The sequence below is a fragment of the Streptomyces roseirectus genome, from assembly GCF_014489635.1.
Classification (GTDB): Bacteria; Actinomycetota; Actinomycetes; order Streptomycetales; family Streptomycetaceae; genus Streptomyces; species Streptomyces roseirectus.
This window is the reverse complement of record NZ_CP060828.1, coordinates 9,175,693-9,201,746: the sequence shown is the minus strand read 5'-3', so window position 1 is coordinate 9,201,746 and position 26,054 is coordinate 9,175,693. Positions and strand designations below refer to the sequence as shown.

Here is a 26,054-nt window from a genome sequence, read left to right as displayed (position 1 = left end):
GATCGCTCGGTGGTCAGTCGCAGCGGGCCGTCATACCGCCGTCCACGACGAGTTCGGTTCCGGTGACGAAGCGTGCTTCCGGCGAGGCGAGGAAGAGCACGGCGTGGGCGGTGTCGCGGCCGTCGCCCATGAAACCGAGCGGGATGCGGGCCTGACGCCGGACGAGCAGGGTGTCGACGTCGCCGCCGGAGCGCTGCCCGGCCAGCCGCGCCTCGACCATCGGCGTGTGCAGTTGTCCGGGGACGACGGTGTTGACGCGGATGCCGTCGGGCGCGTGCTGCACGGCGACCACGCGGGAGAGCTGGATGACGCCGGCCTTCGCGGCGGCGTATCCGACCTGGGCGGAGCCGGTCCACCGCAGGCCGGAGGTGGAGGCGATGTTCACGATGGCGCCGCCACCCTGCTCCCGCATGACCGGGATGACGTGCTTGCAGCCCAGGTAGACGCTGGCGAGGTTGGTGTCGAGCTGCTGCCGCCAGGTGGGTTCGTCCAGTTCGACGGGGCCGCCGTGGCGGGAGCCGCCGACGTTGTTGACGAGGATGTCGACCCGGCCGAAGGCGGTGCGGGCGGCCTCGACCATGCCGGCCACGGCGTCGGAGTCGGTGACGTCGCACAGGTGCGTCACCACGGTGCCGCCTGCCTCCTCGATCAGCTTGGCGGTCGGCTCCAGCGCTTCGGCGTCCCGGTCCACGAGCAGGACGCTGGCGCCCTCCCGAGCGAAAACAGCCGCTGTCGCGCGGCCGTTGCCCCAGCCCGGCCCGGCGCTGCCCGCACCGGTGACGATCGCGGCCTTGCCGGCCAGCCGTCCGTTCATGCCTGTGCTCCGTTCTCGTCGGCCGGGCCTCCGGGGCTGCCGACGTGCAGCGCGACCAGGAAGCGGGAGACCAGGTTGTAGGTGGCGATCACGGCGGTGAGTTCGACGATCCGCCGGTCGTCGAAGTGGCTGCGCAGGCGGTCGAAGACCTCGTCCGGTACGTCGACGGCGCGGGTCATGGCGTCGGTGTAGGCGAGGGCGCAGCGCTGGGCGGGGGTGAGCAGCGGGGCCGCGTCCTCGGCGGCCCCGCGCAGCGCGTCGGTCTGATGCCGGCTCAGCCCGGCGCGGAGCGCCACCGGCTGGTGCGCGTCCCACTCGTAGGCCGCCCCGTTGAGGGCGGCGACGCGCAGGATGGCGAGTTCGCGGATGTCCGCGTCCAGGAGGGTCTGGGTGCGGATCGCGCCGAGCAGCGTGTTCCAGCCGTCGGCGACGGGCGGGCTGTGCAGCAGCGTCTCGTCCAGCGGGGTGAGGTGCCCGCCCCGCCGTGCACGGATCCGCTCGGCGACCTCGCGGTCGTCATCGCCGTCGCGGCTCCGAGGATCGGGTCTTGTCACGCGCACGGTGCTCCTTTCTCGGTCCGCGGCTGTCGACCGCGCGGGCGAACGTGGCGACGGCCTCGCTCAGAGCGGCGGGCTGTTCGGGGGCGAGGGCGTGTCCGGCGCCGCGGATGACACGGACGGTGACCCGCTCGCCGAGCAGCGGACGGAACACGCCCGGGACGACGACCGCGTCGTGCTCCGCCTGCAGGTCGAGGAGCGGGACCGTGCCGCCGCCGCTGAAGTAGTCGTCCACGGGTGTCGTGTCGCGCGCGTGTCCCTGGGCGCGGTGTGTCTCGGGGTACCAGCCCGTCAGCCAGGGCCGGGGGTCGTTGCCGGGGGCGAAGAACGCCTGTTCCAGGTAGCGCAGACGCCGCTCCTCGGGGAGCGCGAGGTCACCGGCGCCGTCGATCGCCTCGCGCATTCTGCGGTAGGGCCGCTCCGTCGAGCCGGGTGGCGGCTTTCCGGCCGAGGCGGCGGCCATGACGAGGCCGCTGACCAGGTCGGGGCGGTCGGCTGCCAGGGTTCGGGCGGGCTGGCTGCCCCAGGCGTGGCCGACGATCACGGCGGGGCCGGTCCGTTCCGCGTCGAGGACGGCCGCGACGTCGGCGGCGAAGTCGTGCAGGTCCAGGCCCCGCATCGGCCCCGTGCTGCGGCCGATGCCGCGCGGTTGGGGGCGCAGGACGCAAAAGCCCGCGGCGGCCAGCCGGGCCGCGACCTCGTCGTAGTCCCGCGCGCCCCGGCCGAGGGAGGGGAGGATGACGACGGCCGGCCCCTCCCCCTGGCTGAACGTCTCGATCTGTACGTCGCCTTCGGTGACGACCTTCCGCCGCACCATCTCAGAGCCGGGCCGGCGTCCGGCGCACGAGCGCGTCGAGCGCGGTCACGCCCTTGCCTTCGAGGCCGACCGAGACGGGGTTGGCCTCGGCCTCCAGGACGCCGGGGTGGTCGACGGCCAGCCGGGAGATGCCGACGACGGTGTCGGCGAGGGCGTCGATGTCGCCGGCCGGGGCGCCCCGGTGTCCGCTGAGCGGGGCGAGCCCCTTGACCTCGCGGATCATCTCCAGGGCGGTCTCCCGGGTGACGGGGGCGAGGCGGACGGCGGAGTCGGCGAAGAGCTCGGCGAGCACGCCGCCGGTGGAGAGCACGACGACGGGGCCGACGTCCTGGCTGACCCGGTAGCCGACGAGCGCTTCGGCGACTCCGGAGCCGACCATCTGCTGCACGAGGACGCGGTCGATGACGATGTCGGGATCGTGGGCGGCGACGGCGGCGGCGATGGTACGGGCGGCGTCCCTGATCCCGTCCGCGTCCTGGACGTTCAGGACGACTCCGCCGGCGTCGCTCTTGTGCGGGAGCTCGCCGGAGAGGGCCTTCACCACGACGGGGTAGTCGAAGGGCAGGTCGAGGGGGCCGCTGGAGTCCAGCAGGGCGGCGAGGTCCAGGCCGACGGCGGGCGCCGCCGTGACGCCCTGCCCGCGCAGCAGTTCCGCGGAGGCGAGTTCGTCCAGGACGCTCGCCGTGTCCGGGGCGACGACGACGGCGGGGCGTGCGCGGTCGCCGATGGTGGCGGGCTGCCGGGCGAAGGCCGCGGCGACGACGTCGGCGCAGGACTCGGGGGTGCGGAAGGCCGGGACGCCCGCGGCGTGCAGCAGTTCGGCGGCCTGGGCGGCCTCCGGGAGCGCGAACGCGGCCACGGGGACCGGGTGGCCGCCGCGTTCCGCGATGGCGTGGACGGCGAGTTCGGGGTTGAGGCGGGCGGAGGAGCCGATGACGAAGACGATCAGGTCGAACTCGCCGCTGTCCTGCATCAGGCGCAGCGCGCTGGTGACGCTGTCGTGGCGGGCTCCTTCGAGGCCGATGTCGGCGATCAGGCTGTGCGGGACCGGTACGCCGGCCGCCGCCATGGCGGCGCGCAGCCGTTCGCTGGGCGCGGTGACGGTGAGGCCGCGCACGGCGAGCTGGTCGACGACGATCGCGCCGCCGCCGCCCGTGGTGGTGATCACGCCGACGCGGGCTTCACGGCGGCAGGCAGGGACGGGGAGGCGGCGCAGCAGTGCGGGGGCTTCGAGAAGGGACTCGAAGTGCGTGACGCGGCTGAAGCCGCAGGCGGTGAAGAACGCCTCGGACTCGCTGTCCTCGCCGGCGAGCGCGCCGGTGTGCGAGACGGTCAGCGCGGCGGCCTCCTGCGAGCGTCCGAGCTTGTAGACGGCGACGGGTTTGCCCGCGCGGTCGGCGGCGGCCGCGAAGTCGGCGAGGTCGTCCGCGTGCCGCAGGGATTCGAGGAAGAGGGCGTAGGAGGTGACGCCCGGGTCGTCGAGGACGGCCCGGCAGATGGTGCCCAGGGAGAGGTCGGCCTCACCGCCGGTGGAGACGAGCCCGGCGAAGCCGATGCCGCGTCCACGGGCCCGGCTGACCAGGGATCCGATGACGCTGCCCGACTGGGAGGCGACGAAGACGCCGCCTCGCGGGATGTCGGGCTCGCCGAAGGCGGCGTTGCCGGTGAGCATCACTCCCGTCCGTGGGTTGACGACGCCGAGGCTGCTCGGCCCGACGAGCCGCACCTGTCCTTCGGCTGCCGCCGCGCGCAGCCTGTCCTCGCGCTCGCGCCCGGCCTCGCCGTCCTCGCCGAACCCGGCCGAGAGGATGGTGGCGACGCGTACGCCGGTGCGGGCGCACTCCCGTACGGCCTCGATGGCCGCTTCCGCGCCGGTCATGATGTAGACGTGCTCGGGCGCCTCGGGCAGCGCCGTCAGGCTCGGCCATGCCTTCTCCCCCTGGACGGTCTCCCGGCGCGGGTTGACGAAATAGGCGCGGCCCTCGTAGCCGGCCTGGGCCAGGAAGCGCTGCGGGCGGCCCGTCGCCTTGGCCGGGTTGTCCGACGCCCCCACCACGGCGACGCTACGCGGGTTCAGCAGGGCCTGGCTCAGTACGTCCATACCGGTCAACTCCTCATGTCCACTCGGCCAGTTGGGTTCAGGTTCGGATAGTTACATAGTCTATAGAGTGTTGTCTATCAGGCCCCGCTCGATACGCCGGAAGGAACCCTCCCCCGGCGCGCGGCTTCGACCAGCGCGTGTTCGGCGGCCACCTCCTCGCGCAGCCCCTGCTGGCCACGGCCCGCACCGTCGACGCCGACCGCGTCACCAACGACGGGACGCGCCTGGCGGACCCCGCGCCGAGCTGTTTCTGGTTCCGCGCCGCGCCCACACCGCGGGGCGACCAGAACACGCAGCGGGCGATCCTGTCGTTCGCCTCGGACCGCTCGCCGCTCCCGGTCGTCCACCACACCCGCGGCGAACTGGACGGACACGGCCACCGCGCGGTGCCGAGCGTGGACCACACCATGTGGTTCCACAGCGACGTGCACGCCGGCGAGCGGCTGCTGTACGTGCAGGACAGCCCCTACAGCACCGCCGGGACGGCACTGGCACGCGGGCTCGTCCACCGGGCCGACGGCGTGCCGGCCGCGACGGTGGTCCAGCAGGGGATCATCCCGGGGAACCCGCCACGGGCCACGCCGTAGCGGTGAGCAGTTCCAGTCGCCCGCTCCTGAAGCCCTGCCCGGTCACCTCTCCCAGACGCCGCTGCTCGGCTTCGAGCACGGACGGATCCTGGCCCCGCGCCCAGAAGGCGACTCCGCCGACGTGCTCGGGAAACCCGTACGCCAGGGTCAGCATCAGGTCGATGTCGCCCGCCCGGTCGGCGATGCCCTCGTCGAGCAGGAGGGCACTCTCGTTCGCCATCGCCATCAGGGCCCGGCGCACGATCTCGTCCGCCGTGAAGGCCCGTGGCGTGATCCCCTTGCGCCGGCGGGACTCGTCGATCAGCCGGGCCACCTGACGGTCGGGGACCGGTGTGCGTGACCCGGGTTCATAGTGGTACCAGCCGTCGCCGGTCTTCTGGCCCAAGCGGCCGCGTTCGCACAGCCGGTCCGCGACATCGGGGTAGCGCTCGCGCGGGTCCCTGCCGGGCGCGCGGCGCTGCCTCATCCGCCAGGCGATGTCCAGGCCCGCCATGTCGGCGACGGCGAACGGCCCCATGGCGAAGCCGAACTCCTCCAGGGCGGAGTCGATCTCCTCGGGTGCGGCGCCCTCCTCGACCATCAGCTCGCACTGCCGGCGGTAGGCGCTGTAGACCCGGTTGCCGATGAACCCGTCGCACACGCCGGCGACGACGGGCAGCTTCCGCATCGCGTGGGCGACCGTGAACGCCATGTCCATCGCCGCGTCCGACGTGCGGGCACCGCGCACGATCTCCAGTACCGCCGCCCGGTGCGCGGGGTTGAAGAAGTGCGTGCCGACGAGGCGGGAGGGGTCGTCCAGCGCCGCCGCCAGCTCGTCGACATCGAGGTAGGAGGTGTTGGTGGCCAAGGTGGTGCCCCGCTGGGTGACGCTCTCCAGTTCCCTGAGGACCCCCACCTTGGCCGCGGTGTCCTCGAAGACCGCCTCGATCGCGAGGTCGACGTCCTTGAAGTCGGACAGATCCGTCCCCGCCGACAGCAGTTCCAGGCGCCGGCCCGCCTCCCCCGCGCCCAGCCGTCCGGCGGAGACCATGCGCAGATACGTGCCGCCGAGGGATTCGACGGCACGGCGGGCCGCCGCGGGGTCCTGGTCCACGACGGTGACCCGGATCCCGGCCTCGGCGCAGGCTCGGGCGATCCCGGCCCCCATGGTCCCGGCACCGACCACACCGACGTGGGTGAGTTCGCAGGGCGCCTCCGCCCTGTTCGCCTTGCGCACCGCGGTCCTGGCGAAGAAGAGGTGCCGCAGCGCCGCCGCCTCGCGCCCGGTGCGCAGCCGGTTGAACTCGGCCCGCTCGTGGGCGAGGGCACGGGCCGCCGGTACGGCCGTCCCGGTGAGCACCGCGCCCACGGCCGCGACGACGGCGGGGCGGGCGCGCCCCGCGGCGATGGCCCGGCGCGCGCTGTCCTCCACCGCGCCCGGCTCCTGCGTACGCACCGGAAGGTCCCGCAGCACCCGCTTGCCCTCCAGCGCGCGGGCGAAGCGGATCGCCTCCGTGCGCAGCGAGGAGACCACCACCTCGTCGACAAGACCCTCGTCCCGGGCCCGCTCCACCGGAAGGCGCTCGCCGGAGGTGGCCAGTTCGAGGGCGCGGGAGGGTGTCACCAGGCGCAGGGTGCGCTGGGTTCCGCCCGCGCCGGGGATCATCCCGAGCGTCACCTCGGGGAAGCCGACGACTCCCCCGGCCCGCGCGATCCGGCCGTCGCAGCCCAGAGCCAGTTCGAAACCGCCGCCCAGGGTGGCACCCGCCAGCGCGGCGACGACCGGTTTGGGACACCGTTCGATCGCCGCGATGACGTCGGGGAGCTGCGGTTCGGGCAGGGTGCCGGCTTCGAACTCGCGCAGGTCCGAGCCCGAGACGAAGTGCCGGCCCGCGCCGATGAGGACGACGGCCGTCACGCGCTCGTCGCGGGCCGCCGCCGCGACGCCGGCGAGCAGCCCGGCCCGCAGCGCGGCGGTGCTCGCGTTGACCGGCGGGTGGTCGATGACGAGGACGGCCACGTCCTGCTCGTCGGTGCGGGCGACGGGCCCCCACTGCTGCTGCGTCATGGTGTGCCCCTCCCTCACGCGGCGCGCTGGCTGAAGCGGCGGCCGAAGATCTCCTCGGCGATGCGGTTCTTCAGCATCTCCGTCGAACCGCCGGCGATCATCCAGCCACGGGTGCGGCGCACGCAGTACTCGACGAGTGTGTCGGTGCTGTAGCCGAGCGCGCCCATGGCCTGCATGGCCTCGTTCGCCGCGCGGAAGCCCGCGTCGTTGGCGGCGTACTTGGCGACGGAGGTCTCGTAGGCGGACGGCAGCCCGGCGGCGGCGCCCCGCACGGCGCGTTCCAGGAGGGCGTCGGCGGCGTCCAGGGCCACCGCCACCTCGGCGAACTTCCACTGCAGACCCTGGAATTCGCTGAGTGTGCGGCCGAACTGGGTGCGCGTACCGAGGTGCTTCCTGGCGATGTCGAAGGCGAGGCGGCCCAGGGCGAGGGCGCGGGAGGCGTTGCCGATCCGCTCGACGTTGAAGCCGCTCATCTGCTTCTTGAAGCCGCCGGGGCCGAGCAGGATGTTCTCCCTGGGCACCCGGCAGTCCTCGAAGTACAGCGGCGCCCAGGTCTCGCCGCTCATGAACGCCGAGGGCGTGCCGAGGGTGAAGCCGGGGGTGCCGCGCTCGACGAGGACGGAGCCGATGCCCCGGGTGCCGGGGCCGAAGCGGACGTAGACGAGGAAGAGGGTGGCGTCGACGCTGTGGGTGCCCCAGATCTTGGTGCCGTTCAGGACGACGTCGCCGCCGTCCTCGGTGGCCGTGGTCGTCAGCTCGGTGGCGGCCGAGCCCGCTTCGGGCTCGCTCATGGCGAGGGAGAGCAGGGCCCGGCCGGCGAGCAGGTCCGGGAGGTACTTCTTCTTCTGCGGGTCGGTGCCGAATTCGGCGAAGGTGCGGATGGCGCCGAAGTTGCCGGCCTGGAAGACGTCCGCGCTCTTCGGGCAGTGCTGGGCGATCTCCTGGATGACGGCGACGGCGTCGCCGAGTCCGGCGCCCTGTCCGCCGTCCTCGGCGGAGATCGTCAGGCCCAGCAGTCCCTGGCCGGCGAGGAGGCGGGCGATGTCCCAGGGGTAGTTCGGGTCGTGGGCGCGGGCGAGTGCGCCCTCGGCGAGGTGGCGGGAGGCGAAGGAGCGGACCGAGGCGATGAGGTCCTGGCGTTCGGTGGTGTCGGGCATGGGAGTGCTGTCCTCTTGGCTCGGCTGGGTGGGGTGCGTCGGCTGGAGTCGTGTGTGCGGGGCGGGGCCGCTCAGCCGAGGTGGTCGAACGCCTTGCGCCAGACCCGCTCGTCGGCTTTGCTGTGGCGTTCCATCTGGTCCTCGGTGAGCAGGTGCGCGCGGGGCGAATCGGCCGTGGGAAGCTGGTACGCGCCCGCCCTGGTCCGGCCGATGTCGGTCCGCGCGGCGATGAAGCCCTGCGAGGCGGCGAAACGCTGTCCTTCCCGCGACACCGACCAGTTCGCGAAGACCCGCGCGGCGGGGCTCTTCAGTCCCTGCTCGGTGACGCCGAGCGGTGTGGGGGCGCCGGCGACGCCTTCCTCGGGGACGACGAGCTTGATGGGAGCGCCCGCGGCCTGGGCGGCGAAGGCGTTGTTGAAGCTCAGGGAGGCGATCGCGATCTCGCCGCGGGCGAGGGCGTCGACCTCGGTCGAGGTGGAGTCGAAGACGCGTGCCCGGTTGCGCGCCTGGGCCCGCAGGTAGCCGGCGCCGAACTCCTCGATCTGGAAGCGCGCGAGGGCCTTGACGCTGCCGCCGGTCGTGATGGCGACGACGCCGAGCTTCCCCTTGTGGCGGGGGTCGGTGAGGTCCTGCCAGCCGGTGGGCGGGTCGTCGGTGATGACGGCGGAGTTGTAGCCCATCGCGTTGACGATGTAGTAGCCCGCCCAGTAGCGGTCGCTGGTGAGCGCGGTCCCTCGGGGCAGGCGGTCGTGGAAGGGCGTGCGGTAGGGGACGTACACCCCCGCCTCGGCGAACTCGCGGGCCACGAGGGGGTCGGTGATGCGGATGACGCCGGCCTTGAGCCGGCCCGCGCCCTGTTCCGACAGCGCGCGCTCGGCGAGTTTGTTGGTGGGGAGCCGGGTGAGCCGGACCCTGATGCCGGTGTCCGCCTCGAACCGGGCCACGGTGAGTTCCTCCGCCTCCTGCCCGGTGCCGGAGTAGAGGACGGCGGTGTCCTTCCGCGCGGCCTGGTACAGCTTCTGGTCGGCGATCAGCTCCCCGTCGACGCGCAGTCCGTCGGACGTGTCGATGGCCGGCTTCGCGAGCAGTTCCGCGGCCGTCCGCGCCTTCGTGTCCTCGAGGTCGCCGCAGGCGGTGACCGTGCCGAGCAGGCCGGCCCCGAGCACGGCGAGGAGCCCGCGTCGGTTCAGGTGGCGTACGGGCTCAGGCACCGTGGGCCCCCTTCTTCGCGCCGAGGCGGCGCGGCAGGTAGCTGAGGACGAACATGATCAGGCAGTAGACGAGCGCGGTCGCCGATGCCTCGCGCAGCGCTCCGCCGTTCTCGAACTGGTCGTAGATGGCGATGGACAGGGTCTCGGTGTCGGTGGTGTAGAGGAAGAGCGGGACGGTCAGCTCGCGCATGCTGAGCATGAGCAGCAGCAGGAAGGTCGAGGAGACGGCGACGCGCAGCAGTGGCAGCGTGACGAAGGAGATCGCCCGCAGGCGAGGGGCGCCGAGCAGCACGGCGCTGTCCTCCAGGTCGCGGTCGGTGGACTGGATGGCGGACGCGATCCCGCGGAACCCCTGGGGCATCTGCACGGCCACGAAGCCGATGATCAGCACCCACAGCGTCCCGTACACCGGCACCGGCATGACCAGCCACGTCCACAGCAGGCCGATGCCGAGCACGACCGCCGGGATGGCGAGCGGGATCATGGAGACGGTCTCCAGGGCTCCGCGTGCGACGGCCTTGGTGCGGTACACGACGTAGCCGGCGAGGAAGGCCAGGACCGTTCCGCCGAGGGCGGCGAGCAGCGAGACGAGAACGCTGTTGCCCGCGGCCTTGACGAAGGCGTCGGACGTCACCGCCGTGACGAACGAGGTGATGTTCAACGCTCCCGGCTCGGTGAGGCTGCCGAAGGAACTCATGTACGGCGAGGTGCGGACGGCCGAGAGGAGCAGCCCGAGCAGCGGGGCGACGATGGACAGGACGAAGTAGAGCAGGGCCGCCAGCAGCGCCGGGGTCCGCAGCCGGCCCAGCCGCAGGGTACGCGGCTTGACGCCCTTGCCCGAGACGGTCGTGAAGGACCGCTTGGCGAGGACGCGGCGCTGCGCGAGGGTGACGGCCACGACGGCGGCGACCAGCACGACGGCCACGGCCGCCGCCTCGTTGCCGCGCGAGGGGGTGGCGTTCATCAGCGTGTAGACGAACGTGGGCAGGGTGTTGATGCCGCCGGGCGAGGCCAGGACCTGGGAGACGGCGAAGTTCTCGAAGATCAGGACGAAGATCAGCAGACCGGAGCCGAGGATGGCGGGCAGGGCGAGGGGCAGCGTGACCGAGCGGACGGTCCGCCAGGTCGAGCCGCCGTGCGTGCCGGCCGCGTCCTCCAGGTCGGGGTTCATCATCGACATCGCGCTGTGCATCATCAAGAACGCGTACGGGGCGTAGTACAGGGCCATGACCATGACGACGCCCGGCACGGAGTAGATGTCGACGGGCCCGGTCATGCCGAGGTCACGGAAGCCGGTGTTGATCAGCCCGGCGCCGGGGCTGCCGAGGATCGCCCAGGCCAGGGCGCCGACATAGGACGGCAGGAACATCGGCATGAGCCCGATGAGGAAGACGAAGCTCTTGCACCGGATGTCGGTCCGGGCCGTCACGAACGCCAGGAAGCCGCCGATGACCAGGGCGGACACGGTCGCGCAGACCGCGATGAGGACCGAGTTGCCGGCCGCTTCGAGGACACCGGCATCGGCGAGCACCCGAAAGTTGTCCACAGTGAGGTCGAGGCCGATGGAGCCGGGCCGGGGAACCTTCTCGCTGAACGCGGCGAGCACGATGAACCCGGCCGGGACCAGGACGAGGAAGCCGACGGCCGCCAGCAGCGGCAGCCCGACCAGCCTGGTCCACCGCCCCGGGCCACGGCGGAAGGGACGCCGCGTCCCGCGCCGCGGCTCGGCGGTGGACGCCTCCGGCTTCACGAGGGTCGTGCTCATGCGGCCACCGCCGTCACGGCGGGCTCGGGCACGGTCTCGGGCAGCACCATCACGTTCCCGGGGGCGACGCTGACGGTGACCCGGGCGCCGTGGTCGAGCCGGCCGGTCACCGGGGGCGCGCAGACGGCCTCCAGACCGAGCCCGCCGTCGGTGGTGACCTTGCACCGGATGGACGACCCCTGGAAGACGGCGACGTCGACGGTGCCCGCGAAGGAGTTCTCGCTGCCGTCGGCGGCCGGCGCGGGCCCGGCGGTGTCGACGAGGTCGACCCGGACGTCCTCGGGGCGGATGCACACGCTGGCCGACCGGCTCGGTATGTCGTGCGCGGTGTGCAACGACAGACCGTGTCCGACGAGTTCGGCAAGCCGCTCCGATGTCCCCCGCTTGGCCTCGAAGACGTTCGTCACGCCGAGGAAGGCCGCGATGGACGCGCTGGCGGGGCGCTTGTAGATCTCCTCCGGGGTGCCCAGCTGGGTGATACGGCCGTCCTGCATGACGGCGATCCGGTCGGCGAGGGCGAGCGCCTCCTGCTGATCGTGTGTCACGTACATGCTGGTCAGGCCCTGTTCGACCTGGATACGGCGGAGTTCGACGCGCAGGTCCTCGCGGAGCCGGGCGTCCAGGTTCGACAAGGGTTCGTCCAGCAGCAGCACGCTGGGCGACATCGCCATCGAACGGGCCAGTGCGACGCGCTGCATCTGACCGCCGCTGAGCATGCTCGCGCCCCGGTCGGCGAGGTGGGCCAGGCCGACGGTGTCCAGCACCTCCAGGCTCCTGCGGCGCCGGTCGCCCTTGGCGACGCCCTGCATCCGCAGCGGGAACTCCACGTTCTCCAGCACCGTCTTGTGCGGCCACACCGCGTAGGACTGGAAGACCATGCCGACATTGCGCCGGTAGGCGGGCACCGCTCGACCGTGTCGCGCGTCGAAGACGGTGGTGTCGCCGATCGAGATCGTCCCCCGGGTGGGCGTCTCCAGGCCCGCGATGCACCGCATGGTGCTGGACTTTCCGCAGCCGGACTGCCCCAGCAGGACCACCGACTCCCCGTCCTCGATGGTGAGGTCGAGATTCCTGATGGCGACGAAGTCGCCGTAGGCGAGTTCGAGGCCGCGTACGTCAACCTTCATGGTGGGACTCCTCCCTTCCTCGCGGTCGGTCCGGTCAGACGCAGACGGGGTTCCCGCGCTCGTGCGCGGCACGGACGGGGCGGACGGCCTGGTCGAGTTCGTCGAGGAAGTCCAGGGACCGCAGGCTCCAGGCGGCGGCGATGAGCGCGTCGGTCCGTTCCGCACCGATGACGGGGACGGCGAGACCGCGGACCTTGTCCTCCAGCGCGGCGTCGGAGAGGGGGTTGGCGGGCTCGCCGTAGGGGTGCTGGACCCGGTGGTTGAGCCGTGTCCCGTCCCGCAGCACAACGGTCACGTCCGCCGGCCGGCCGGTCTTCGGGTAGGCGGCGTCGGCGGCCTCGTCCCGTTCGACGACGACCTTGTCGGCCAGTGCCCGCACCCGGGCGTCGGCCCGTGCCTCCTCGCCGAAGTCGGTGAGGGTGACGGCCTTGCGCACCAGTGCCGTCGCCACCGTGTAGGGGAGGCTGAGCTGTGCCTGGAGCACGGTGTCCAGGGTCTTCCCTGCGTGCCGGGTGGCTATGTCGAACGTTCCGACGCGGATCTCCTCGACCTGCTCGGGGTCGATGGTGTGCGCCGTGCCGAGCGCGAGCACCGCGTCGATCGCGCCGTGGAGGTGGCGGCAGCAGGGGTACGGCTTGACGTAGGTGCCGAGGAGCACCCACCGCTCGCCGAGCCCCTCCCGGACCGTCGCGGCGTGCCAGTCGCGGCCCTCCGTGCCGGCGTACGCGGCGAAGTAGCCGTCCTTGCCCTCCAGCGCGGTGACCGGTCCGGTGAGTCCGGCCCGCGCGAGGTCGGCGGCGGCTATGCCGTCCCGGGCGGCCTTGCCGGGATGGAGCCGCTTGACCTCGGCGGAGCCGCTGAGGAACTCGAAGAGGCCGCCGGCGTGCGAGGCCGCGACGCCGAGCGCGTGGGCGGTGGTCTCCGCGTCCAGTTCCAGCAGGACGCTCACGGCCGCGGCGGCGCCCAGCACGCCCGCGAGGGGGGTGTTGTGGAAGTGGTTGTCGCGGGTGGCCGGGTGTCCGGCCGCCGCGATCCGGCAGGCCAGTTCCATCCCCACGGCCGCCGCGACCGTGACGCGCTCCACGCCGATGCCGCGCTCCTGCGCCACGGCGAAGACGGCCGGCAGGACGACCGACGTGGGGTGCATGCTGCCCGGGGTGTATCCCTCGTCGGCCTCGATGCCGTGCCCGTTGGTCCCGTTGACCAGCGCCGCTCCCAGGGCGGACATCCGGCCGTGGCCGATCGCCGTGGCCGCCTCTCCGGGATACATGCGCCCCGCGTGCTCGGCGACCGCGGCCGAGACCGGGCCGACCGAGCTGGCGACGACTCCGGCGAGGTGATCGAGGATCATCCGCCGTACGTGCCGGTCGAGTTCCGCGGGCAGCGTGGCGTGCCGCTGCCCGGCGGCCCATTCCGCGACGTCCCGGGTGAGTCGTTCCTGTGTGGCCATGCCAGTCTCCAGACTTCCGAAGCCCTCGACGCTGAGAGGTAGGGGCGCGGCTGGTGCCGATGACGTGACCTGGGCCACTTCCGCGCTCCCACGGCGACGGAGATTACATAGTCTATAGAGTGTTGTCTAGAGGATGTGCAGACACCTTCTTCTCTGCACGCTGTACATTATTGAGTTCCACACTCCAGAGCGCCGTAGCGATCGGCCCCGACCCCGAGGAGCCCGATGAGCCAGGAGGGCAGCGGTTTCGCCCCGCCCGTGAGCAGGACCGCCTACGTCGCGGACCGGATCCGTGACGACGTCGCGAACGGCGTGATCCGCCCCGGTGAACTCATCAAGCAGACCGTGCTGGCCAAGCGTTACGGCGTCAGCCCGACCCCTGTACGCGAAGCCCTGCGCATGCTCGAGGCCGACGGCGTGATCAGCTATTCCCCGCACAAGGGCGCCTCCGTCCGCCAGCTCTCCCCCGACGCGGCCCGGGACCTCTACCGCCTGCGCGCGGCAGCCGAACAGGCCGCGGCCGTCATGGCCGTCGAGCGCATGACCCCGGCCGGACTGGAACTGCTGAAGGAACGGCACGCCCAGCTCACCGAGGCGCAGCAGGGCGGCCGGGCGACGGCCGCCGAACTCTCCGTCCTCAACCGGGAATTCCACTTCGCCCTGTACCGGCAGTCCTCCCCGCTCGTCGCCGAGTACATCGAAGCCCTCTGGGTGCGTTTCACCCCGGCGGCCACGATCTGGACCGCCGAGCACTCCGCCGCCCTCCGGAACGACCACGACCTCATCCTCAAGGCCGTCCTCCAGGGAGACGCGGAGAAGGCGGGTTCGCTGACGGCGGCGCACATCCAGCGGGCCGCGGCGATCCGCGAACACGAACCGGACCTGCGGGCGGCGGGCAGCGACAAGCGGTAGGAGTCCGGCACCGCCGAAGCGCCCGCCGGCGGCGCCCGCCCCCGGCGTCCCGCCCCTGGCAGAGCAGCCGGGGCACTCCGACGGCACGGTTGCGAGAGGCGCGTGATGTTCGAGTTCTTCGGCGACCGCTCGTACGGGCTCGATCATCACGCGGCGGGCGTCGGGGACCGGCGGGCTCGCCGTTTTCGACCTCACCGGCCCGACTCGTCGATGCCGATCGCGCGACCGCTCCGGCGCACGATCTCCAGGTCCGCCCTCGGCTGTCGTCTCCGCGGGGGTGACGGAGATGCCGCACCCTGAGGCTGCTGAGCCTTCCGGTGCGGCACCAGGCATGGCCCGGCGGTCAGGCTCCCGGGTGCAGACCGAGCCAACCGGGTGTCGGGTCACCCTTGACCTCGCCGAAGTACAGGGCGAACGTCTGCTTCAGCCGCTCGACCTCGGCGCGGTCTTCCATGAAGCGGGGGAAACCGTCCACGTTGGCGTCGGGGTACTCCCAGACGGGCCGCAGGCCGGTGGGTGCGGCGATGTCCGTACGCACCGACCAGTTGTTGGAAGTCTGGCGCTCGGTGGAGATCTGCCAGTTCAGGAAGAGCTTCGCCGCGGTCGGGCTGGCGGCCTGCTTGAAGATCGCCAGCCGTTGGCCCCAGGCCACGAACGGGTGCCCGTCGGGCATGCCCATACGGATCCCGCTGGTGGCCGTCGCGCCGGCTCCGGTACCGAGACCGACGACCGCCGTCCTGTTGTTGATCGCGGTGCCGGGTGAGAACGATCCACGGGCGAACTGCGGCTGCTGGGCGGCGAGGGCCGCCATCCAGTCCCAGCCGTACTTCTGCGCGTAGAGGGCGTAGAGGTAGAGGACCGCGTCGTCGTCGTGCGGGTAGGAGGAGGCGACCTTGCCCTTCCAGCGCGGGTCGATCAGGTCCAGCGGAGACCGGGGCGCGTCCGCGCCGGCCGCCGCGATGTCGTAGACGTAGCTGAAGGCGATGACCGCCGCGGAGATCCAGGCGCCGTCGGCGTCCCGGAACTTCTTGTGGAGCCTGCCGAAGCCGGCGGGCTTGTAGTGCAGCAGCCGGCCCTCGCGCTTCCAGCGGGTGAAGTCCTGCAGCGTCTGCAGCTGGACGACGTCGGGGACGAGGGTGCCGGTCGCGAACTGGTTGTCGATCCGGACGTCGTGGTACTTGCTGTAGTCCACGATCAGCTGGAGGTCCATCTCCGGGAACCGTGCGCGGAAGGCCGTGCGCGCGCCCGCACCGCTGCCGGAGTCGGCGAGGTCGCCGCCCGCGTAGACCACGAGCTTGCCGCCCTCGGCGAGGGCGTCCTGGTACAGCTCGTCGAGGGTCCTGGTCTCCTCGGAGCCACTGCCGGCCGCGGACCTGGCGGGGGCGGCCGAGGCGGGGGACGTGGCGGCGCCGAGTGCGCCGAGGCCGAGCGCGGCCCCCGCTCCGGTGGTGAGAAGACGTCGTCGACTGGGCAAGCTGGTCACGGGATTTCGCTTTCTGCGTGGGGACAGGGTGATCTCCGGCGACGACGTTATCTGACACGGCAGACTCTGACGGATCAGTAAAGCGATCAATGTGCTGTCAATCCGTGCGCGCGGAGGGCGCTCTCCCCAAGACACACCGCGACCGGACCGACGTAGCGACGTCAGTCATCGCGGCGTGACGCAGGGCGCAGGATCCAGGAAACATCCCAGGACTTCGCGCGAGCGGACGGCGACCGCCACTCCATGCACCTGCGCACGCGCCCACGCCCGCCCGGCGGCGGCAGCGGAATCGCGCGACGCGGGACCCTCTTGCCTCGATGGAAATGATTTTCATATGATGCCGGTCGTTGCCGGCCGCACCACCCGTACGGGCACGTCCGGCCCTGGACAGACAGAACGAGGACCATGAGATCTCCCCGCCGTCAGCTGATAGCCGGCCTGCTGCTCGCTCCCCTGCTCTCCGGCTGCTTCGCCGCCAACGACGACGGCTCGTCCTCGGACTCCTCCGGCTCGGGTGCGGGCGCGCGTCTGCGTGTGGCGCTCGCCTTCCAGCCGACGGAGAACTACTCGCCGTACGGCGTCCAGGACGCCTTCGTCCTGTCCCGGCTGGGGGTGAGCGAGGGGCTGACCCGGCTGGACGCCAACGGCACCGCGGTCCCCGCGCTCGCCGAGTCGTGGAGCAGCGAACAGGGCGGCAAGAGCTGGGTGTTCACGCTGCGGGACGCCACGTTCCAGGACGGCGGCGAGGTCACCGCGAAGGCCGTCGCCGCCGCGCTCACCCACGCCGCCGCGGCCGACCCGGCGCCGCCCGCGATCTCCGGTGTGAAGCTCACCGCCGAGGCCGTCGGCGAAGACCGGGTCAAGGTCACCACCGCCACCGCCGACCCGGTGCTGCCGCTGCGGCTGTCCAACCCCAGCCTGTCGGTGTTCTCCGCGAAGGCGTACGGCACGGACGGCAAGGTCAACCCGGTCGGCACCGCCACCGGCCCCTTCGAGCTCACCAGGATCACCGGCGACACGGCCGCCACCCTGGACCGCTACGACGGCTACTGGGGCGGGCGCGCCCAGGCGTCCGGCATCGACGTGAAGTTCGTCTCCGACGGCACCGCCCGCGCGAACGCCCTGCGCACCGGGGACGTGGACATCGCCGAGGCGGTGCCCGTCGCGCAGGTCGCCTCCCTGAGCAAGGACACCGTCCACGAGATCAACACCGCGCGGAACACCAGCCTGTTCCTCAACACCCAGGCGGGCGCCTTCAAGGACGCGGGGCTGCGGGCCGCCGCACGCGAGGCGATCGACACCTCAGCCGTCGCCAAGGGCGTGTACGACGGGTTCGCCGAGCCCGCCCAGGGCCTCTACGGCCCCGCGCTGACCTGGGCGGCCGGCAAGCGGACCGAGCCGACCGGCCGGGCGAGGGCCACCGACCCCAAGGGCCGGAGCATCACCATCGCCACCTACAACGACCGGCCCGAACTGCCCGAGACCGCCCAGGTGCTCCAACAGCAGCTCCAGAAGGCGGGGTTCACGGTGAAGCTGGAGGTGCGCACCTACTCGCGCCTCGAAAGCGACCTGCTGGCCAAGAAGTTCGACGCCGTCGTCTCCACCCGCAACATGATGCTCGACACCGGCGACCCGGTCACCGTCCTGGCCAGCGACTACACCTGCGGCGGCTCCTACAACCTGTCGTTCCTGTGCGACAAGACGGTCGACAAGCTGGTCGCCGACGCCCAGGCCGACTCCGACCCGGGCAAGCGTCAGGACGCGGCGATGAAGGCGGAAGCCGCGATCCTCGGCACCGGCGCGGTGATCCCCCTGGCACACCTGAAGGCCGTCCTGGGGATCGGGACGTCCGTCGAGGGTGCCGTACTCGACCCCTACGAGCGGCAGCTCGTCGGCACCGGGACCCGGCGCTGAACCCTGTGACCGGATCCCTCCCCGCCGCCCTGCGCACGCTCGCGCGGGGCGGCGGCCTCACGCTGCTGTGGCGGGCCCTGCTGACGGGCGGGCTGGTGTGCGCGATCGGCCTGCTGCCGTGGCTGTCGCGCACCGATCCCGCGCTGACCGTGCTCAAGGCCCGCTCGGCGGAGCGCGACCCCACCCCTGAGGCACTGCGGGCCATCCGGGACCAACTCGGCCTGGGCGACGGCCCCGTGGCACTGCTCGGCCGCTGGCTGGGCGGTCTGCTGCGCGGGGACGCGGGCCGGTCCTGGGTGTCGGACACCGAGGTGCTGCCCGCCGTGGCACAGGCCCTCGGCGCGTCCCTGCTGCTGATGGCGGGGGCCATCGTCGTCGCCCTGGGCACGGTCGCGGTGGTGTGCGCCCGCACCCTGTGGCTCGGCTCCCGCCGCCGGCTCGGCGGGCTCGGCCCCGGTGGTACCGGGTCGGCGGTGCTGGCCGCGCTCCCCGAATTCCTCATCGCCTCCGTGCTGGCCTCGGCCGTCGGCGTGCAACTGGGCTGGCTGCCCGCCCTCGGCTGGTACGGCCCCCAGTGGATGATCCTGCCCTCGCTCGCCCTCGGCCTGCCCGCCGGTGCCCTCCTCGGGCGGATGCTGGACGACCTGCTGCCCGCCGCGTTCGCCGAACCGTGGGCGCTGGCCACCGCCGCACGCGGAGTACCGCCGGGCTCCATCGCGCTGCAGGCACTGCGCCGCTGCGTGCCCGGACTCCTGCCCAACCTGGGGCTGTTCGTGGTCGGCCTGACCGGCGGCGCGGTCGCCGTCGAGCAGATCTTCGACATCCCGGGGCTGGGCCGGCTCACCCTGCGTGCCGCGCTCGCCCAGGACCTGCCCGTCCTGCAGACCGGCACGCTGGCGCTCGTCGCGCTCGCGGCAGCGGCGGCTGTGCTGGCCCGGCTGGGCGTGCGGTGGCTGATCGGGCCCGCGTTGCGCGACGGCGCCCTGCACTCCCTGCACCGGCCCGCCCCGCCCGCCCCGCGCGTCGTCCCTCTCGTCTACGGGCTGGTGCTCGCCGGCGTCGTCGGCCTCGGTCTGCCCCGCGACCCCCTCGCCCTGGACACGGCCGCCAAGCTCCAGGCCCCCTCCGCCGCACACCCCTTCGGCACCGACGCGCTCGGGCGTGACGTCCTCGCCCGCGTCGCGCACGGCGCGCTCGACACCCTCGGCACCGCCCTCGCGGTGAGCGCCGCCGCCCTGCTGGCCGGCGTCCTGCTGGGCTTGCTGCCCCGCCTGTCCGGCCCCCTGGTCGACACCGTCAACGCGGTACCGCCCGTGCTGGCCGCCCTCCTCGTCACCGGCGTCGCGGGCAGCGGTCCCTGGACCCCCGCCCTCGCGGTCTCCGTCGTCGCCTGGTCACCGCTGGCCACCCACACCTCCGCCCTCCTGCGGCAGGAACGCGCCACCCTCCACCTGACCGCGACCCGCGCACTCGGTGCCGGCCGCTGGTACCTGCTCCGGCACGAACTGTTCCCCGCCGTCCTGCCACCCGTCGTCCGCCACGCGCTCCTCCGGCTGCCCGGCATCGCCCTGAGCCTGGCCGCGCTCGGCTTCCTCGGCCTCGGCTCCCAGCCGCCGTCCCCCGAGTGGGGCCTGCTGCTGGCCGAGAACCAGCCGTACGTCGAACGCGCCCCGTGGGCCGTCCTCGCCCCGGCCGCCGTCCTCGCCCTCCTCGGCGCGCTCGCCGTGACCGCGGCGGGCGGGGTGCGGCTGCCCCGGCGGAAGCCGAACCGTCAGCCGAGCGCGCAGCCCGGACCTCCCGGCCCGTGGATGACGCCGAGCACACAGCCGCCGCGTGCCGACACCGCTCTCACCGCCGTTTCCCCCTCCCCCACCGAAACCCCATGACGGCCCTTCTCCCCCGCATACGTCCCCGGCCGGATCCGCGCAAGGCGGCCCCGCACAAAGGCCCTCGTCCCGATCGGCTCCGCTCGGGGTCTACTCGACGGCGGCCAGTACCAGGATCTCGGCGTCCACCCGCCCCGCCGCGTCGTCGCGGGGCACAGCCGGAATACCGTCGACCACTTTGAACCCAGCCCTGTCGAGATGCGGTGCGAGCGCGGCCCGCGTCCACAGCCGTTCGCGCACGGCGGCGAGGTGGGCGACGGGTTCGCCGTCGTCGGTGAAGGGCGGGTTCGGTGGGGACGGGGAGGCGAGGTGGAGGACGCCGACCGGCGCGGCCCACGCCCACGACTTCATCGTGAGCGACCTTCCCGACGGCTACGACACCCCGGCGGGCGAACGCGGCGCCCGCCTCTCCGGCTGCCAGCGCCAGCGCATCGCCATCGTCCGCGCCCTGCGCACCGCGCGCGCCGGCCGCACCACCCTCGTCGTCGCCCACCGCCCCTCCACCCTCCGCACCGCTCACACCGTCGTCCTCCTCGAAGAGGGCCGCGTCGTCGACTCCGGGCCACACGACGAACTCCTCGCGCGGTGTCCGGCGTATCGACGGCTACTCAACGAGCGCGCGCCGCGCGTGGGTTGACGGGTCCGCGCCTGTTCTCACAAGGGCCGGGCGGCAAGAGTCCGTGCCGGATGGCGGGGCCCCAGGAAGACGGTGATGCCCTTGCCGTCGCAGGACGGGTGGGTGGCCTGGGTCCAGCCCTCACGGCGGTAGAAGGACAGCACGCGGGGCGAGCGGACCGAGGTGAGGAGCCAGGAGCGCGGCGCGTCGAGTGTGACGGCCGCGAGCAGGTCGCCCGCGAGACCCGTGCCGCGCGCGGACGAGCGTACGGCCAGTTCGTCGATCTCCCGCGCACCGCACAGCCACTCCACCGTGCGCTCGGGGCCGAGTCCCGCGGCGGCCTGCGGATAGCAGCGGTCGGTGGGAAAGGGAGCGGTGGTCGTCCACGCGGTGCTGAACCCGACGACGTCCCCGGAGCCCGTGAAGGCCGCGGCAGCGGTGAAGCCGGGCCGTTCGACGTCGGCGGCCAGCCTCCCCACGAACTCGGCGGACTTCTCCTCGTCCTCGTCCCACGGCGGGGCGCAGAAGGCGTCCACGTAGACCGAGCGCAACGCGTCGGCGTGGGCGAGGAGCTGCGGGCCGGTGAAGAGGCGGATGCTCACGCGGCCACCGCCACCGGGTGCAGGGCGGCGTTCTCCAGGGGTGCGGCGACGTCCAGTGGAGCGGGTGCGGCGCGAACGAGGAGGTCACCGACGGCCGCGGTCATCACGCCGTTGTCCGTGCGCAGCCGCAACGGCGGGACCCGCAGGGTGATCCCGGCAGCCCGGCACCGTTCCTCGGCACGGGAGCGCACGCGCGAGTTCGCCGCGACCCCCGCCCCGGAGAGCCCTGGGCCGGCGATGGCGCCGACGTCCCCGAGGCTCGATCCTGCCGCGTCGAGGGGCTGGCGTACGACGGGGCGCAGGACGTGCAGGTGGGCGCGGGAGGCGATCTCCGGGACGATGCCGCCGTAGCGCGCGTGCTCGGCCATGTTCGACACCACCGCGTGGCCGAGGGGTACGCCGTCGCGGACGAGGCCGGCGTCGACGCACGCCGGATCCCATCTCTCCGGCAACCCCGCAAATCGCACACATATTCGAACATGGCTTATGGTGAGGTCAGCGCGCCGGAGTGGCCGGTGTGGCGTCCGAGTCGGGTGAGGGAGATGAGTGCGGTGGGGTGTGCGGTATGCGCGCGTTTACCCATCTGCGCGCGGTCTCCGGCTACTCGCTGCGGTACGGCGCCTCGCATCCGGAACGGCTCGCGGAGCGCGCGGCGGAGCGGGGGATGGACGCGGTCGCGCTGACCGACCGGGACGGCGTCGGCGGGGCGGTGCGGTTCGCGAAGGCGGCCGCGCGGGCGGGCGTGCGCCCGCTGTTCGGCGTGGACCTCGCCGTCGCGATGCCGGACGGGGGCGCCGGACGTCGTCGTCCCCGTACGCCCGTGAAGGGCGGGGCATTCGTCGACGAGTCCGCGCCCCGCGCGCTGGTCCTGGCGCGGGACGGGGGCCGGGGGTGGGCGGAGGTGTGCCGGCTGGTGAGTGCCGCGCACCGGGAGGGGAAGGCGCTGCTGCCGTGGGAGGAGGCGGCCGGGGAGCACGTCGTCGTACTGCTCGGGCCGGACTCCGATGTCGGGCGGGCGTTGGAGGCGGGGCGGCCGGACCGTGCCGGTGTGCTGCTCGCGCGGTGGCGGGAGCGGTTCGGGCGGGAGGCGCTGCGGATCGAGGTCGTGTGCCACGGCGCCGCCGGGACCGGCGCCGGGTCGGTGCGGCACGCCGCGCGTTCACTGGCGTTCGCCGCCGACCAGGGGATCCTGCCGGTGCTGACCAACGCCGTGCGGTACGCGGACGCCGGGCTCGGGCCGGTCGCGGACGTGCTGGACTCCGCGCGCAGACTCGTACCGGTGGACCGGCACGGGGTCCTCGACAACGGAGAGCGGTGGCTCAAGCCGCCGCAGGAGATGTTCCGGATCGCGCAGCGGGTCGCCGAGGCCGCCGGGTACGGGCCGCGGACGGCGCACCGGCTGCTGGAGGTCACCGAGGAGACCGCCGCGTCGTGCCGGGTCGACCCGGAGGAGCTGGGACTCGGCCGGGTCTTCTTCCCCGAGCCGCACCTGGTCGGCGCCGGGCAGCGCGCGCCGGAGCAGGTGCTGCGCGAGGTGTGCGAGGCCGGTCTCGTGCGCCGCGGGTACGACCGCGACGAGCGCTACCGGGTGCGGCTGGAGGACGAGCTGCGCCTCGTCGGCCGACTCGGGTACGCCACCTTCTTCCTGACGGTGCACCAGGTCGTCCGCGACACCCGCGCCCTCGGCATCCGGGTCGCCGCGCGGGGGTCGGCGGCCGGGTCGCTGGCCGTGCACCTGCTGGACATCGCTGCCGCCGACCCCGTCGAGCACGGGCTCCTCATGGAACGGTTCCTGTCCGAGGACCGCACCGAGCTGCCCGACATCGACGTGGACGTCGAGTCCGCACGCCGCCTGGAGGTCTACCGCGCGATCCTCGGCCGCTTCGGCCCCGAGCGGGTCGCCGCCGTCGCGATGCCCGAGACCTACCGGGTCCGGCACGCGGTGCGCTCCGTCGGTCTCGCCCTCGGCCTGGACCCGGCCGTCGTCGACCGGCTGGCCAAGGCGTTCCCCCACATCCGCGCGAAGGACGCCCGCGCGGCGCTGCGGGAACTGCCCGAGCTGCGCTCGATCGACCCGGACGCGTACGGGCCGCGCATGTGGGACCTCGTCGAAGCCCTCGACGGCCTCCCCCGGGGCATGGCCATGCACCCCTGCGGCGTGATCATCTCCGACGCCGGCCTCCTGCGCCGCACGCCGGTCGTCCCGACCCCCGGCGAGGCGTTCCCCATGTCCCAGTTCGACAAGGAGGACGTCGAGGACGCCGGGCTGCTGAAGCTCGACATCCTCGGGGTGCGCATGCAGTCGTCCATGGCGCACACCCTCGCCGAGATCGAGCGGGTCTCCGGTCGGCACATCGACCTCGACACGATCCCGGAGGACGATGCGGAAACGTTCCGGCTGATCCAGTCGTCCCGCACCCTCGGCTGCTTCCAGACCGAATCACCCGGCCAGCGCGACCTGGTGGCCCGGCTGAAGCCCGAGTCCCTGCACGACCTCGTGATCGACATCTCCCTCTTCCGCCCGGGACCCGTCTCCGCCGACATGGTCACGCCCCTGCTGAGAGCCCGCAGCGGAAAGGAGACCCCGCGGCGCCTGCACCGGGACCTGGAACCCGTCCTGCGCGAGACCCACGGCGTCCTGATCTTCCACGAGCAGATCATCCGCATCCTCGCGGCCATGACCGGCTGCACCCTCGCCTTCGGCGACCACACCCGCCGCGCCCTCAACAACCCCGACCTCACCGGGAAGATCCGCGACTGGTTCGAACAGGCCGCACGCGGACGCGGCCACGACACCGAGACCGTCGACCGGGTGTGGGAACTCCTCGCGTCGTACGCCGGGTTCGGGTTCTGCAAGGCCCACGCGGTGGCGTTCGCGGTGCCGTCGTACCAGTCGGCCTGGCTCAAGACGCACCACCCGGCCGCCTTCTACGCCGGAGTCCTCACCCATGACCCCGGCATGTACCCCAAACGCCTGCTGCTCTCCGACGCCCGCCGCCACGGGGTGCCCCTCCTCCCCCTCGACGTCAACGCCTCCGACACCGCCTATCGGATCGAACTGGTGTCCGATGACGTGTACGGGGTGCGGCTCGCGCTCGGCGACGTCCGCGGCATGAGCGACGCCGAGGCCGAACGGATCACCGCCGGACGGCCCTACGCCGCGCTCGACGACTTCATCACCCGCGCCCGCCCCTCCCGCCCCGTCGCCGAACGCCTCGTCCAGGTCGGCGCCCTCGACCGGTTCGGCGACAACCGCCGCGACCTCCTCCTGCACCTCACGGAGCTCTACCGGCACGGGCGCGGCGCCGCCCCCGGGCAGTTGACGCTCACCGACGACGGCCGGGCCGCGCCCCTGAGGCTGCCCGACATGGACGACGCCGAACGGCTCGCCGCCGAACTCGGCACCCTCGGCCTCGACGCCTCCCGCCACCTCATGGCCGACCACCAGGAACTCCTGGACGAACTCGGCGTCGTCCCCGCGACCCGCCTCAAGGACCTGCCGCACGGTCAGATCGTCCTCGTCGCCGGCGCGAAGAGCGCCGTCCAGACCCCGCCGATCCGCTCCGGGAAACGCGTCATCTTCACGACCCTCGACGACCCGAGCGGCGTCGTCGACTGCGCGTTCTTCGAGGACAGCCACGACGCCGCCGCGCACACCGTCTTCCACAGCTGGCTCCTGCTCGTGCGCGGCGTCGTCCAGCGCCGGACCACCGGCGGCGGCACCGCCGTCTCCGTCACCGGCAGCGCCGCCTGGGACCTCACCCACCTCGCCGAACTGCGCCGCACCAGCGGCCTGAACGCCGTCGCCGACCACCTCGCCGCACCGGTGCCGCACACCCCCGTACCGGCGCGGACCCTCACCACCGAGACCGGGTCCGCCCTGCATCCCTGGGCCGATCTCCAGCCTCCCGGCGAGCCGGTCAAGCAGCGGAAACTCTGGCATCAGAGCCCCGGGAGCGCGGGATGAGCATCCTCTACGTCCACTGCCACGACCTCACCGACGAACCCCTCCACCACCGGATCCTCGACCTGATCGCCGAGTACACCCCGACCGTGCAGGCCCTGCCGCCCGACGCCGCCCTCGCCGACGTCAGCGGCGCACTCGCCTACTTCGGCACCGACGCCACCGCGCTCGCCGAACGCCTGCGCGCCCGGATCGCCGCGCTCCACGGCCTCACCGCCACGATCGGCGTCGCCGGCAACCCGCTCCTGGCCCGGATGGTCGCCGCCGACGGCCCCCCGTCCGCCGTCCGCACCCTGCCCGACGACCCCGACGCCGTCACCGCGTTCCTCGCCGGCAAGCACCCCGCCCTGCTGCACGGCGTCGGCCCCGCCACCGCCCGCACCCTCGCCACGTACGGCCTCGACAGCATCGACAAGATCGCCGCCACCCCGCTCGGCACGCTCCAGCGCATCCTCGGCGCCACCGCCGGCCGCCGCCTCCACAGCGCCGCCCGCGGCCTCGACCCCACCACCGTCACCCCGGCCGCACCGCCCCGCTCCCTCACCGTCCGCCACGACTTCCCCCACGACGAACTGGACCACGACCGGCAGCACACCGCCCTCCTCGGTCTCACCGACCGCCTCGGCCTGCGGCTGCGCGCCGGCGCGCAGGCAGCCCGCGCCCTGACCCTCACCGTCCGCTACGCCGACCGCTCCTCCACCACCCGCACCCTCACCCTCACCGAACCCACCGCCCACACCCGCACCCTGACCACCCACACCCGCGCCCTCCACGACCGCCTCGCCCTCCAACGCGCCCGCGTACGCACCCTCACCCTCCGCGCCGACAACCTCCTCCCCGCCGGCCAAGCCCCCCACCAGCTCCTCCTCGACCCCGCCGACACCAAAGCACGGCACATCGAAACGGTCGTCGACCTCATCCGTGCGCGCTTCGGCACCGACGCCGCGCACCCCGCGAACAACTCCCGCCCGCAACCGTCCGCACCGGGCCAGCCGAATGAGTAGGCGAACCGCACGGCGTACAGAGCCGCGATCGCGTCGCGCA

The 26,054-nt window shown here is 73.1% G+C and carries 20 protein-coding genes and 2 pseudogenes; 7 read left to right on the top strand and 15 right to left on the bottom strand.

Features of this window, described 5'->3' with window-relative positions:
- Positions 1-13: 13 nt before the first annotated feature.
- Genes IAG44_RS39505 through IAG44_RS44400 form a run of 4 tightly spaced genes read right to left on the bottom strand, consistent with a single transcriptional unit; the run spans position 14 to position 4,289 of the window.
- Entirely contained in the window at positions 14-814 is an 801-nt protein-coding gene (locus IAG44_RS39505; RefSeq protein ID WP_187751838.1) for an SDR family NAD(P)-dependent oxidoreductase, read from the bottom strand.
- Positions 811-1,368, bottom strand: a complete 558-nt coding sequence (locus IAG44_RS39500) for a carboxymuconolactone decarboxylase family protein (RefSeq protein ID WP_223006830.1) — start codon at positions 1,366-1,368, stop codon at positions 811-813. The genes IAG44_RS39505 and IAG44_RS39500 overlap by 4 nt, the downstream gene beginning before the upstream one ends.
- Complete coding sequence (locus IAG44_RS39495) at positions 1,331-2,188, bottom strand: alpha/beta fold hydrolase (protein WP_187751837.1); 858 nt, start codon at positions 2,186-2,188, stop codon at positions 1,331-1,333. Before IAG44_RS39495 ends, IAG44_RS39500 begins: the two co-directional genes overlap by 38 nt.
- A gap of 1 nt (position 2,189) precedes the next feature.
- Positions 2,190-4,289 carry an acetate--CoA ligase family protein gene (locus IAG44_RS44400; protein ID WP_187751836.1) on the bottom strand — a complete coding sequence of 700 codons (2,100 nt, stop codon included), beginning with the start codon at positions 4,287-4,289 and terminating at the stop codon, positions 2,190-2,192.
- A gap of 137 nt (positions 4,290-4,426) precedes the next feature.
- Between IAG44_RS44400 and IAG44_RS39485 the strand changes: the two genes are divergently transcribed.
- On the top strand, positions 4,427-4,876 hold the full coding sequence (locus tag IAG44_RS39485; protein ID WP_223006829.1) for an acyl-CoA thioesterase: 450 nt from the start codon (positions 4,427-4,429) through the stop codon (positions 4,874-4,876).
- Here IAG44_RS39485 and IAG44_RS39480 read toward each other — a convergent pair.
- The 6 genes from IAG44_RS39480 to IAG44_RS39455 form a co-directional block, all read right to left on the bottom strand.
- Positions 4,842-6,923 carry a 3-hydroxyacyl-CoA dehydrogenase NAD-binding domain-containing protein gene (locus tag IAG44_RS39480; protein ID WP_187751835.1) on the bottom strand — a complete coding sequence of 694 codons (2,082 nt, stop codon included), beginning with the start codon at positions 6,921-6,923 and terminating at the stop codon, positions 4,842-4,844. The genes IAG44_RS39485 and IAG44_RS39480 overlap by 35 nt on opposite strands.
- A 14-nt stretch (positions 6,924-6,937) precedes the next feature.
- Entirely contained in the window at positions 6,938-8,080 is a 1,143-nt protein-coding gene (locus IAG44_RS39475) for an acyl-CoA dehydrogenase family protein (RefSeq protein WP_187751834.1), read from the bottom strand.
- A gap of 71 nt (positions 8,081-8,151) precedes the next feature.
- Entirely contained in the window at positions 8,152-9,291 is a 1,140-nt protein-coding gene (locus IAG44_RS39470; protein WP_223006828.1) for an ABC transporter substrate-binding protein, read from the bottom strand.
- Positions 9,284-11,056 carry an ABC transporter permease gene (locus IAG44_RS39465; protein WP_223006827.1) on the bottom strand — a complete coding sequence of 591 codons (1,773 nt, stop codon included), beginning with the start codon at positions 11,054-11,056 and terminating at the stop codon, positions 9,284-9,286. The genes IAG44_RS39470 and IAG44_RS39465 overlap by 8 nt, the downstream gene beginning before the upstream one ends.
- Positions 11,053-12,183 carry an ABC transporter ATP-binding protein gene (locus tag IAG44_RS39460; protein ID WP_187751833.1) on the bottom strand — a complete coding sequence of 377 codons (1,131 nt, stop codon included), beginning with the start codon at positions 12,181-12,183 and terminating at the stop codon, positions 11,053-11,055. The genes IAG44_RS39465 and IAG44_RS39460 overlap by 4 nt, the downstream gene beginning before the upstream one ends.
- Before the next feature lie 34 nt (positions 12,184-12,217).
- Positions 12,218-13,633, bottom strand: coding sequence for an MmgE/PrpD family protein (locus tag IAG44_RS39455; protein WP_187751832.1), 1,416 nt, complete (start codon positions 13,631-13,633; stop codon positions 12,218-12,220).
- A gap of 225 nt (positions 13,634-13,858) precedes the next feature.
- Between IAG44_RS39455 and IAG44_RS39450 the strand changes: the two genes are divergently transcribed.
- Positions 13,859-14,545 carry a GntR family transcriptional regulator gene (locus IAG44_RS39450; RefSeq protein WP_187751831.1) on the top strand — a complete coding sequence of 229 codons (687 nt, stop codon included), beginning with the start codon at positions 13,859-13,861 and terminating at the stop codon, positions 14,543-14,545.
- Positions 14,546-14,888: 343 nt separating this feature from the next.
- On the opposite strand, the gene IAG44_RS39445 is transcribed toward IAG44_RS39450, so the two are convergent.
- Positions 14,889-16,028 carry an ABC transporter substrate-binding protein gene (locus IAG44_RS39445; protein ID WP_187751830.1) on the bottom strand — a complete coding sequence of 380 codons (1,140 nt, stop codon included), beginning with the start codon at positions 16,026-16,028 and terminating at the stop codon, positions 14,889-14,891.
- A gap of 405 nt (positions 16,029-16,433) precedes the next feature.
- On the opposite strand from IAG44_RS39445, the gene IAG44_RS39440 reads away from it, so the two are divergent.
- Both IAG44_RS39440 and IAG44_RS39435 read left to right on the top strand, forming a co-directional pair.
- Complete coding sequence (locus tag IAG44_RS39440; RefSeq protein WP_187751829.1) at positions 16,434-17,942, top strand: ABC transporter substrate-binding protein; 1,509 nt, start codon at positions 16,434-16,436, stop codon at positions 17,940-17,942.
- Between the two features lie 5 nt (positions 17,943-17,947).
- Positions 17,948-19,828 carry an ABC transporter permease subunit gene (locus tag IAG44_RS39435; RefSeq protein WP_425508499.1) on the top strand — a complete coding sequence of 627 codons (1,881 nt, stop codon included), beginning with the start codon at positions 17,948-17,950 and terminating at the stop codon, positions 19,826-19,828.
- Positions 19,829-19,918: 90 nt separating this feature from the next.
- On the opposite strand, the gene IAG44_RS39430 is transcribed toward IAG44_RS39435, so the two are convergent.
- Positions 19,919-20,179: a hypothetical protein gene (locus IAG44_RS39430; protein ID WP_187751828.1), complete on the bottom strand. Its 261-nt coding sequence runs from the start codon at positions 20,177-20,179 to the stop codon at positions 19,919-19,921.
- A 1-nt stretch (position 20,180) separates the two neighbouring features.
- Here IAG44_RS39430 and IAG44_RS39425 point away from each other — a divergent pair, with 1 nt between their 5' ends.
- Entirely contained in the window at positions 20,181-20,465 is a 285-nt protein-coding gene (locus IAG44_RS39425; protein WP_187751827.1) for a hypothetical protein, read from the top strand.
- Between the two features lie 17 nt (positions 20,466-20,482).
- On the opposite strand, the gene IAG44_RS39420 is transcribed toward IAG44_RS39425, so the two are convergent.
- The 3 genes and pseudogenes from IAG44_RS39420 to IAG44_RS44855 all read right to left on the bottom strand — a co-directional run.
- Positions 20,483-21,046, bottom strand: coding sequence for a GNAT family N-acetyltransferase (locus tag IAG44_RS39420; RefSeq protein WP_187751826.1), 564 nt, complete (start codon positions 21,044-21,046; stop codon positions 20,483-20,485).
- Positions 21,043-21,258: pseudogene (locus IAG44_RS44860) on the bottom strand (tRNA (adenosine(37)-N6)-threonylcarbamoyltransferase complex transferase subunit TsaD); the annotation flags it as partial. The pseudogene IAG44_RS44860 and the gene IAG44_RS39420, both read right to left, overlap by 4 nt.
- 15 nt (positions 21,259-21,273) lie before the next feature.
- Positions 21,274-21,423 (bottom strand): annotated as a pseudogene (locus IAG44_RS44855) (tRNA (adenosine(37)-N6)-threonylcarbamoyltransferase complex transferase subunit TsaD); the annotation flags it as partial.
- A 188-nt stretch (positions 21,424-21,611) separates the two neighbouring features.
- Here IAG44_RS44855 and IAG44_RS39410 point away from each other — a divergent pair.
- Positions 21,612-25,013, top strand: coding sequence for a DNA polymerase III subunit alpha (locus IAG44_RS39410; protein ID WP_187751825.1), 3,402 nt, complete (start codon positions 21,612-21,614; stop codon positions 25,011-25,013).
- Positions 25,010-26,014 carry a DNA polymerase Y family protein gene (locus IAG44_RS39405; protein ID WP_187751824.1) on the top strand — a complete coding sequence of 335 codons (1,005 nt, stop codon included), beginning with the start codon at positions 25,010-25,012 and terminating at the stop codon, positions 26,012-26,014. Before IAG44_RS39410 ends, IAG44_RS39405 begins: the two co-directional genes overlap by 4 nt.
- The last annotated feature ends 40 nt before the right edge of the window (positions 26,015-26,054 follow it).

What these genes read in the sequence shown, in the direction of transcription:
- IAG44_RS39480 (WP_187751835.1), bottom strand. Translation starts at nt 6,923, where the DNA reads ATGACGCAGCAGCAGTGGGGGCCCGTCGCCCGCACCGACGAGCAGGAC.
- IAG44_RS39450 (WP_187751831.1), top strand. Translation starts at nt 13,859, where the DNA reads ATGAGCCAGGAGGGCAGCGGTTTCGCCCCGCCCGTGAGCAGGACCGCC.
- IAG44_RS39495 (WP_187751837.1), bottom strand. Translation starts at nt 2,188, where the DNA reads ATGGTGCGGCGGAAGGTCGTCACCGAAGGCGACGTACAGATCGAGACG.
- IAG44_RS39475 (WP_187751834.1), bottom strand. Translation starts at nt 8,080, where the DNA reads ATGCCCGACACCACCGAACGCCAGGACCTCATCGCCTCGGTCCGCTCC.
- IAG44_RS39505 (WP_187751838.1), bottom strand. Translation starts at nt 814, where the DNA reads ATGAACGGACGGCTGGCCGGCAAGGCCGCGATCGTCACCGGTGCGGGC.
- IAG44_RS39440 (WP_187751829.1), top strand. Translation starts at nt 16,434, where the DNA reads ATGAGATCTCCCCGCCGTCAGCTGATAGCCGGCCTGCTGCTCGCTCCC.
- IAG44_RS39430 (WP_187751828.1), bottom strand. Translation starts at nt 20,179, where the DNA reads ATGAAGTCGTGGGCGTGGGCCGCGCCGGTCGGCGTCCTCCACCTCGCC.
- IAG44_RS44400 (WP_187751836.1), bottom strand. Translation starts at nt 4,289, where the DNA reads ATGGACGTACTGAGCCAGGCCCTGCTGAACCCGCGTAGCGTCGCCGTG.
- IAG44_RS39460 (WP_187751833.1), bottom strand. Translation starts at nt 12,183, where the DNA reads ATGAAGGTTGACGTACGCGGCCTCGAACTCGCCTACGGCGACTTCGTC.
- IAG44_RS39410 (WP_187751825.1), top strand. Translation starts at nt 21,612, where the DNA reads ATGCGCGCGTTTACCCATCTGCGCGCGGTCTCCGGCTACTCGCTGCGG.
- IAG44_RS39465 (WP_223006827.1), bottom strand. Translation starts at nt 11,056, where the DNA reads ATGAGCACGACCCTCGTGAAGCCGGAGGCGTCCACCGCCGAGCCGCGG.
- IAG44_RS39455 (WP_187751832.1), bottom strand. Translation starts at nt 13,633, where the DNA reads ATGGCCACACAGGAACGACTCACCCGGGACGTCGCGGAATGGGCCGCC.
- IAG44_RS39405 (WP_187751824.1), top strand. Translation starts at nt 25,010, where the DNA reads ATGAGCATCCTCTACGTCCACTGCCACGACCTCACCGACGAACCCCTC.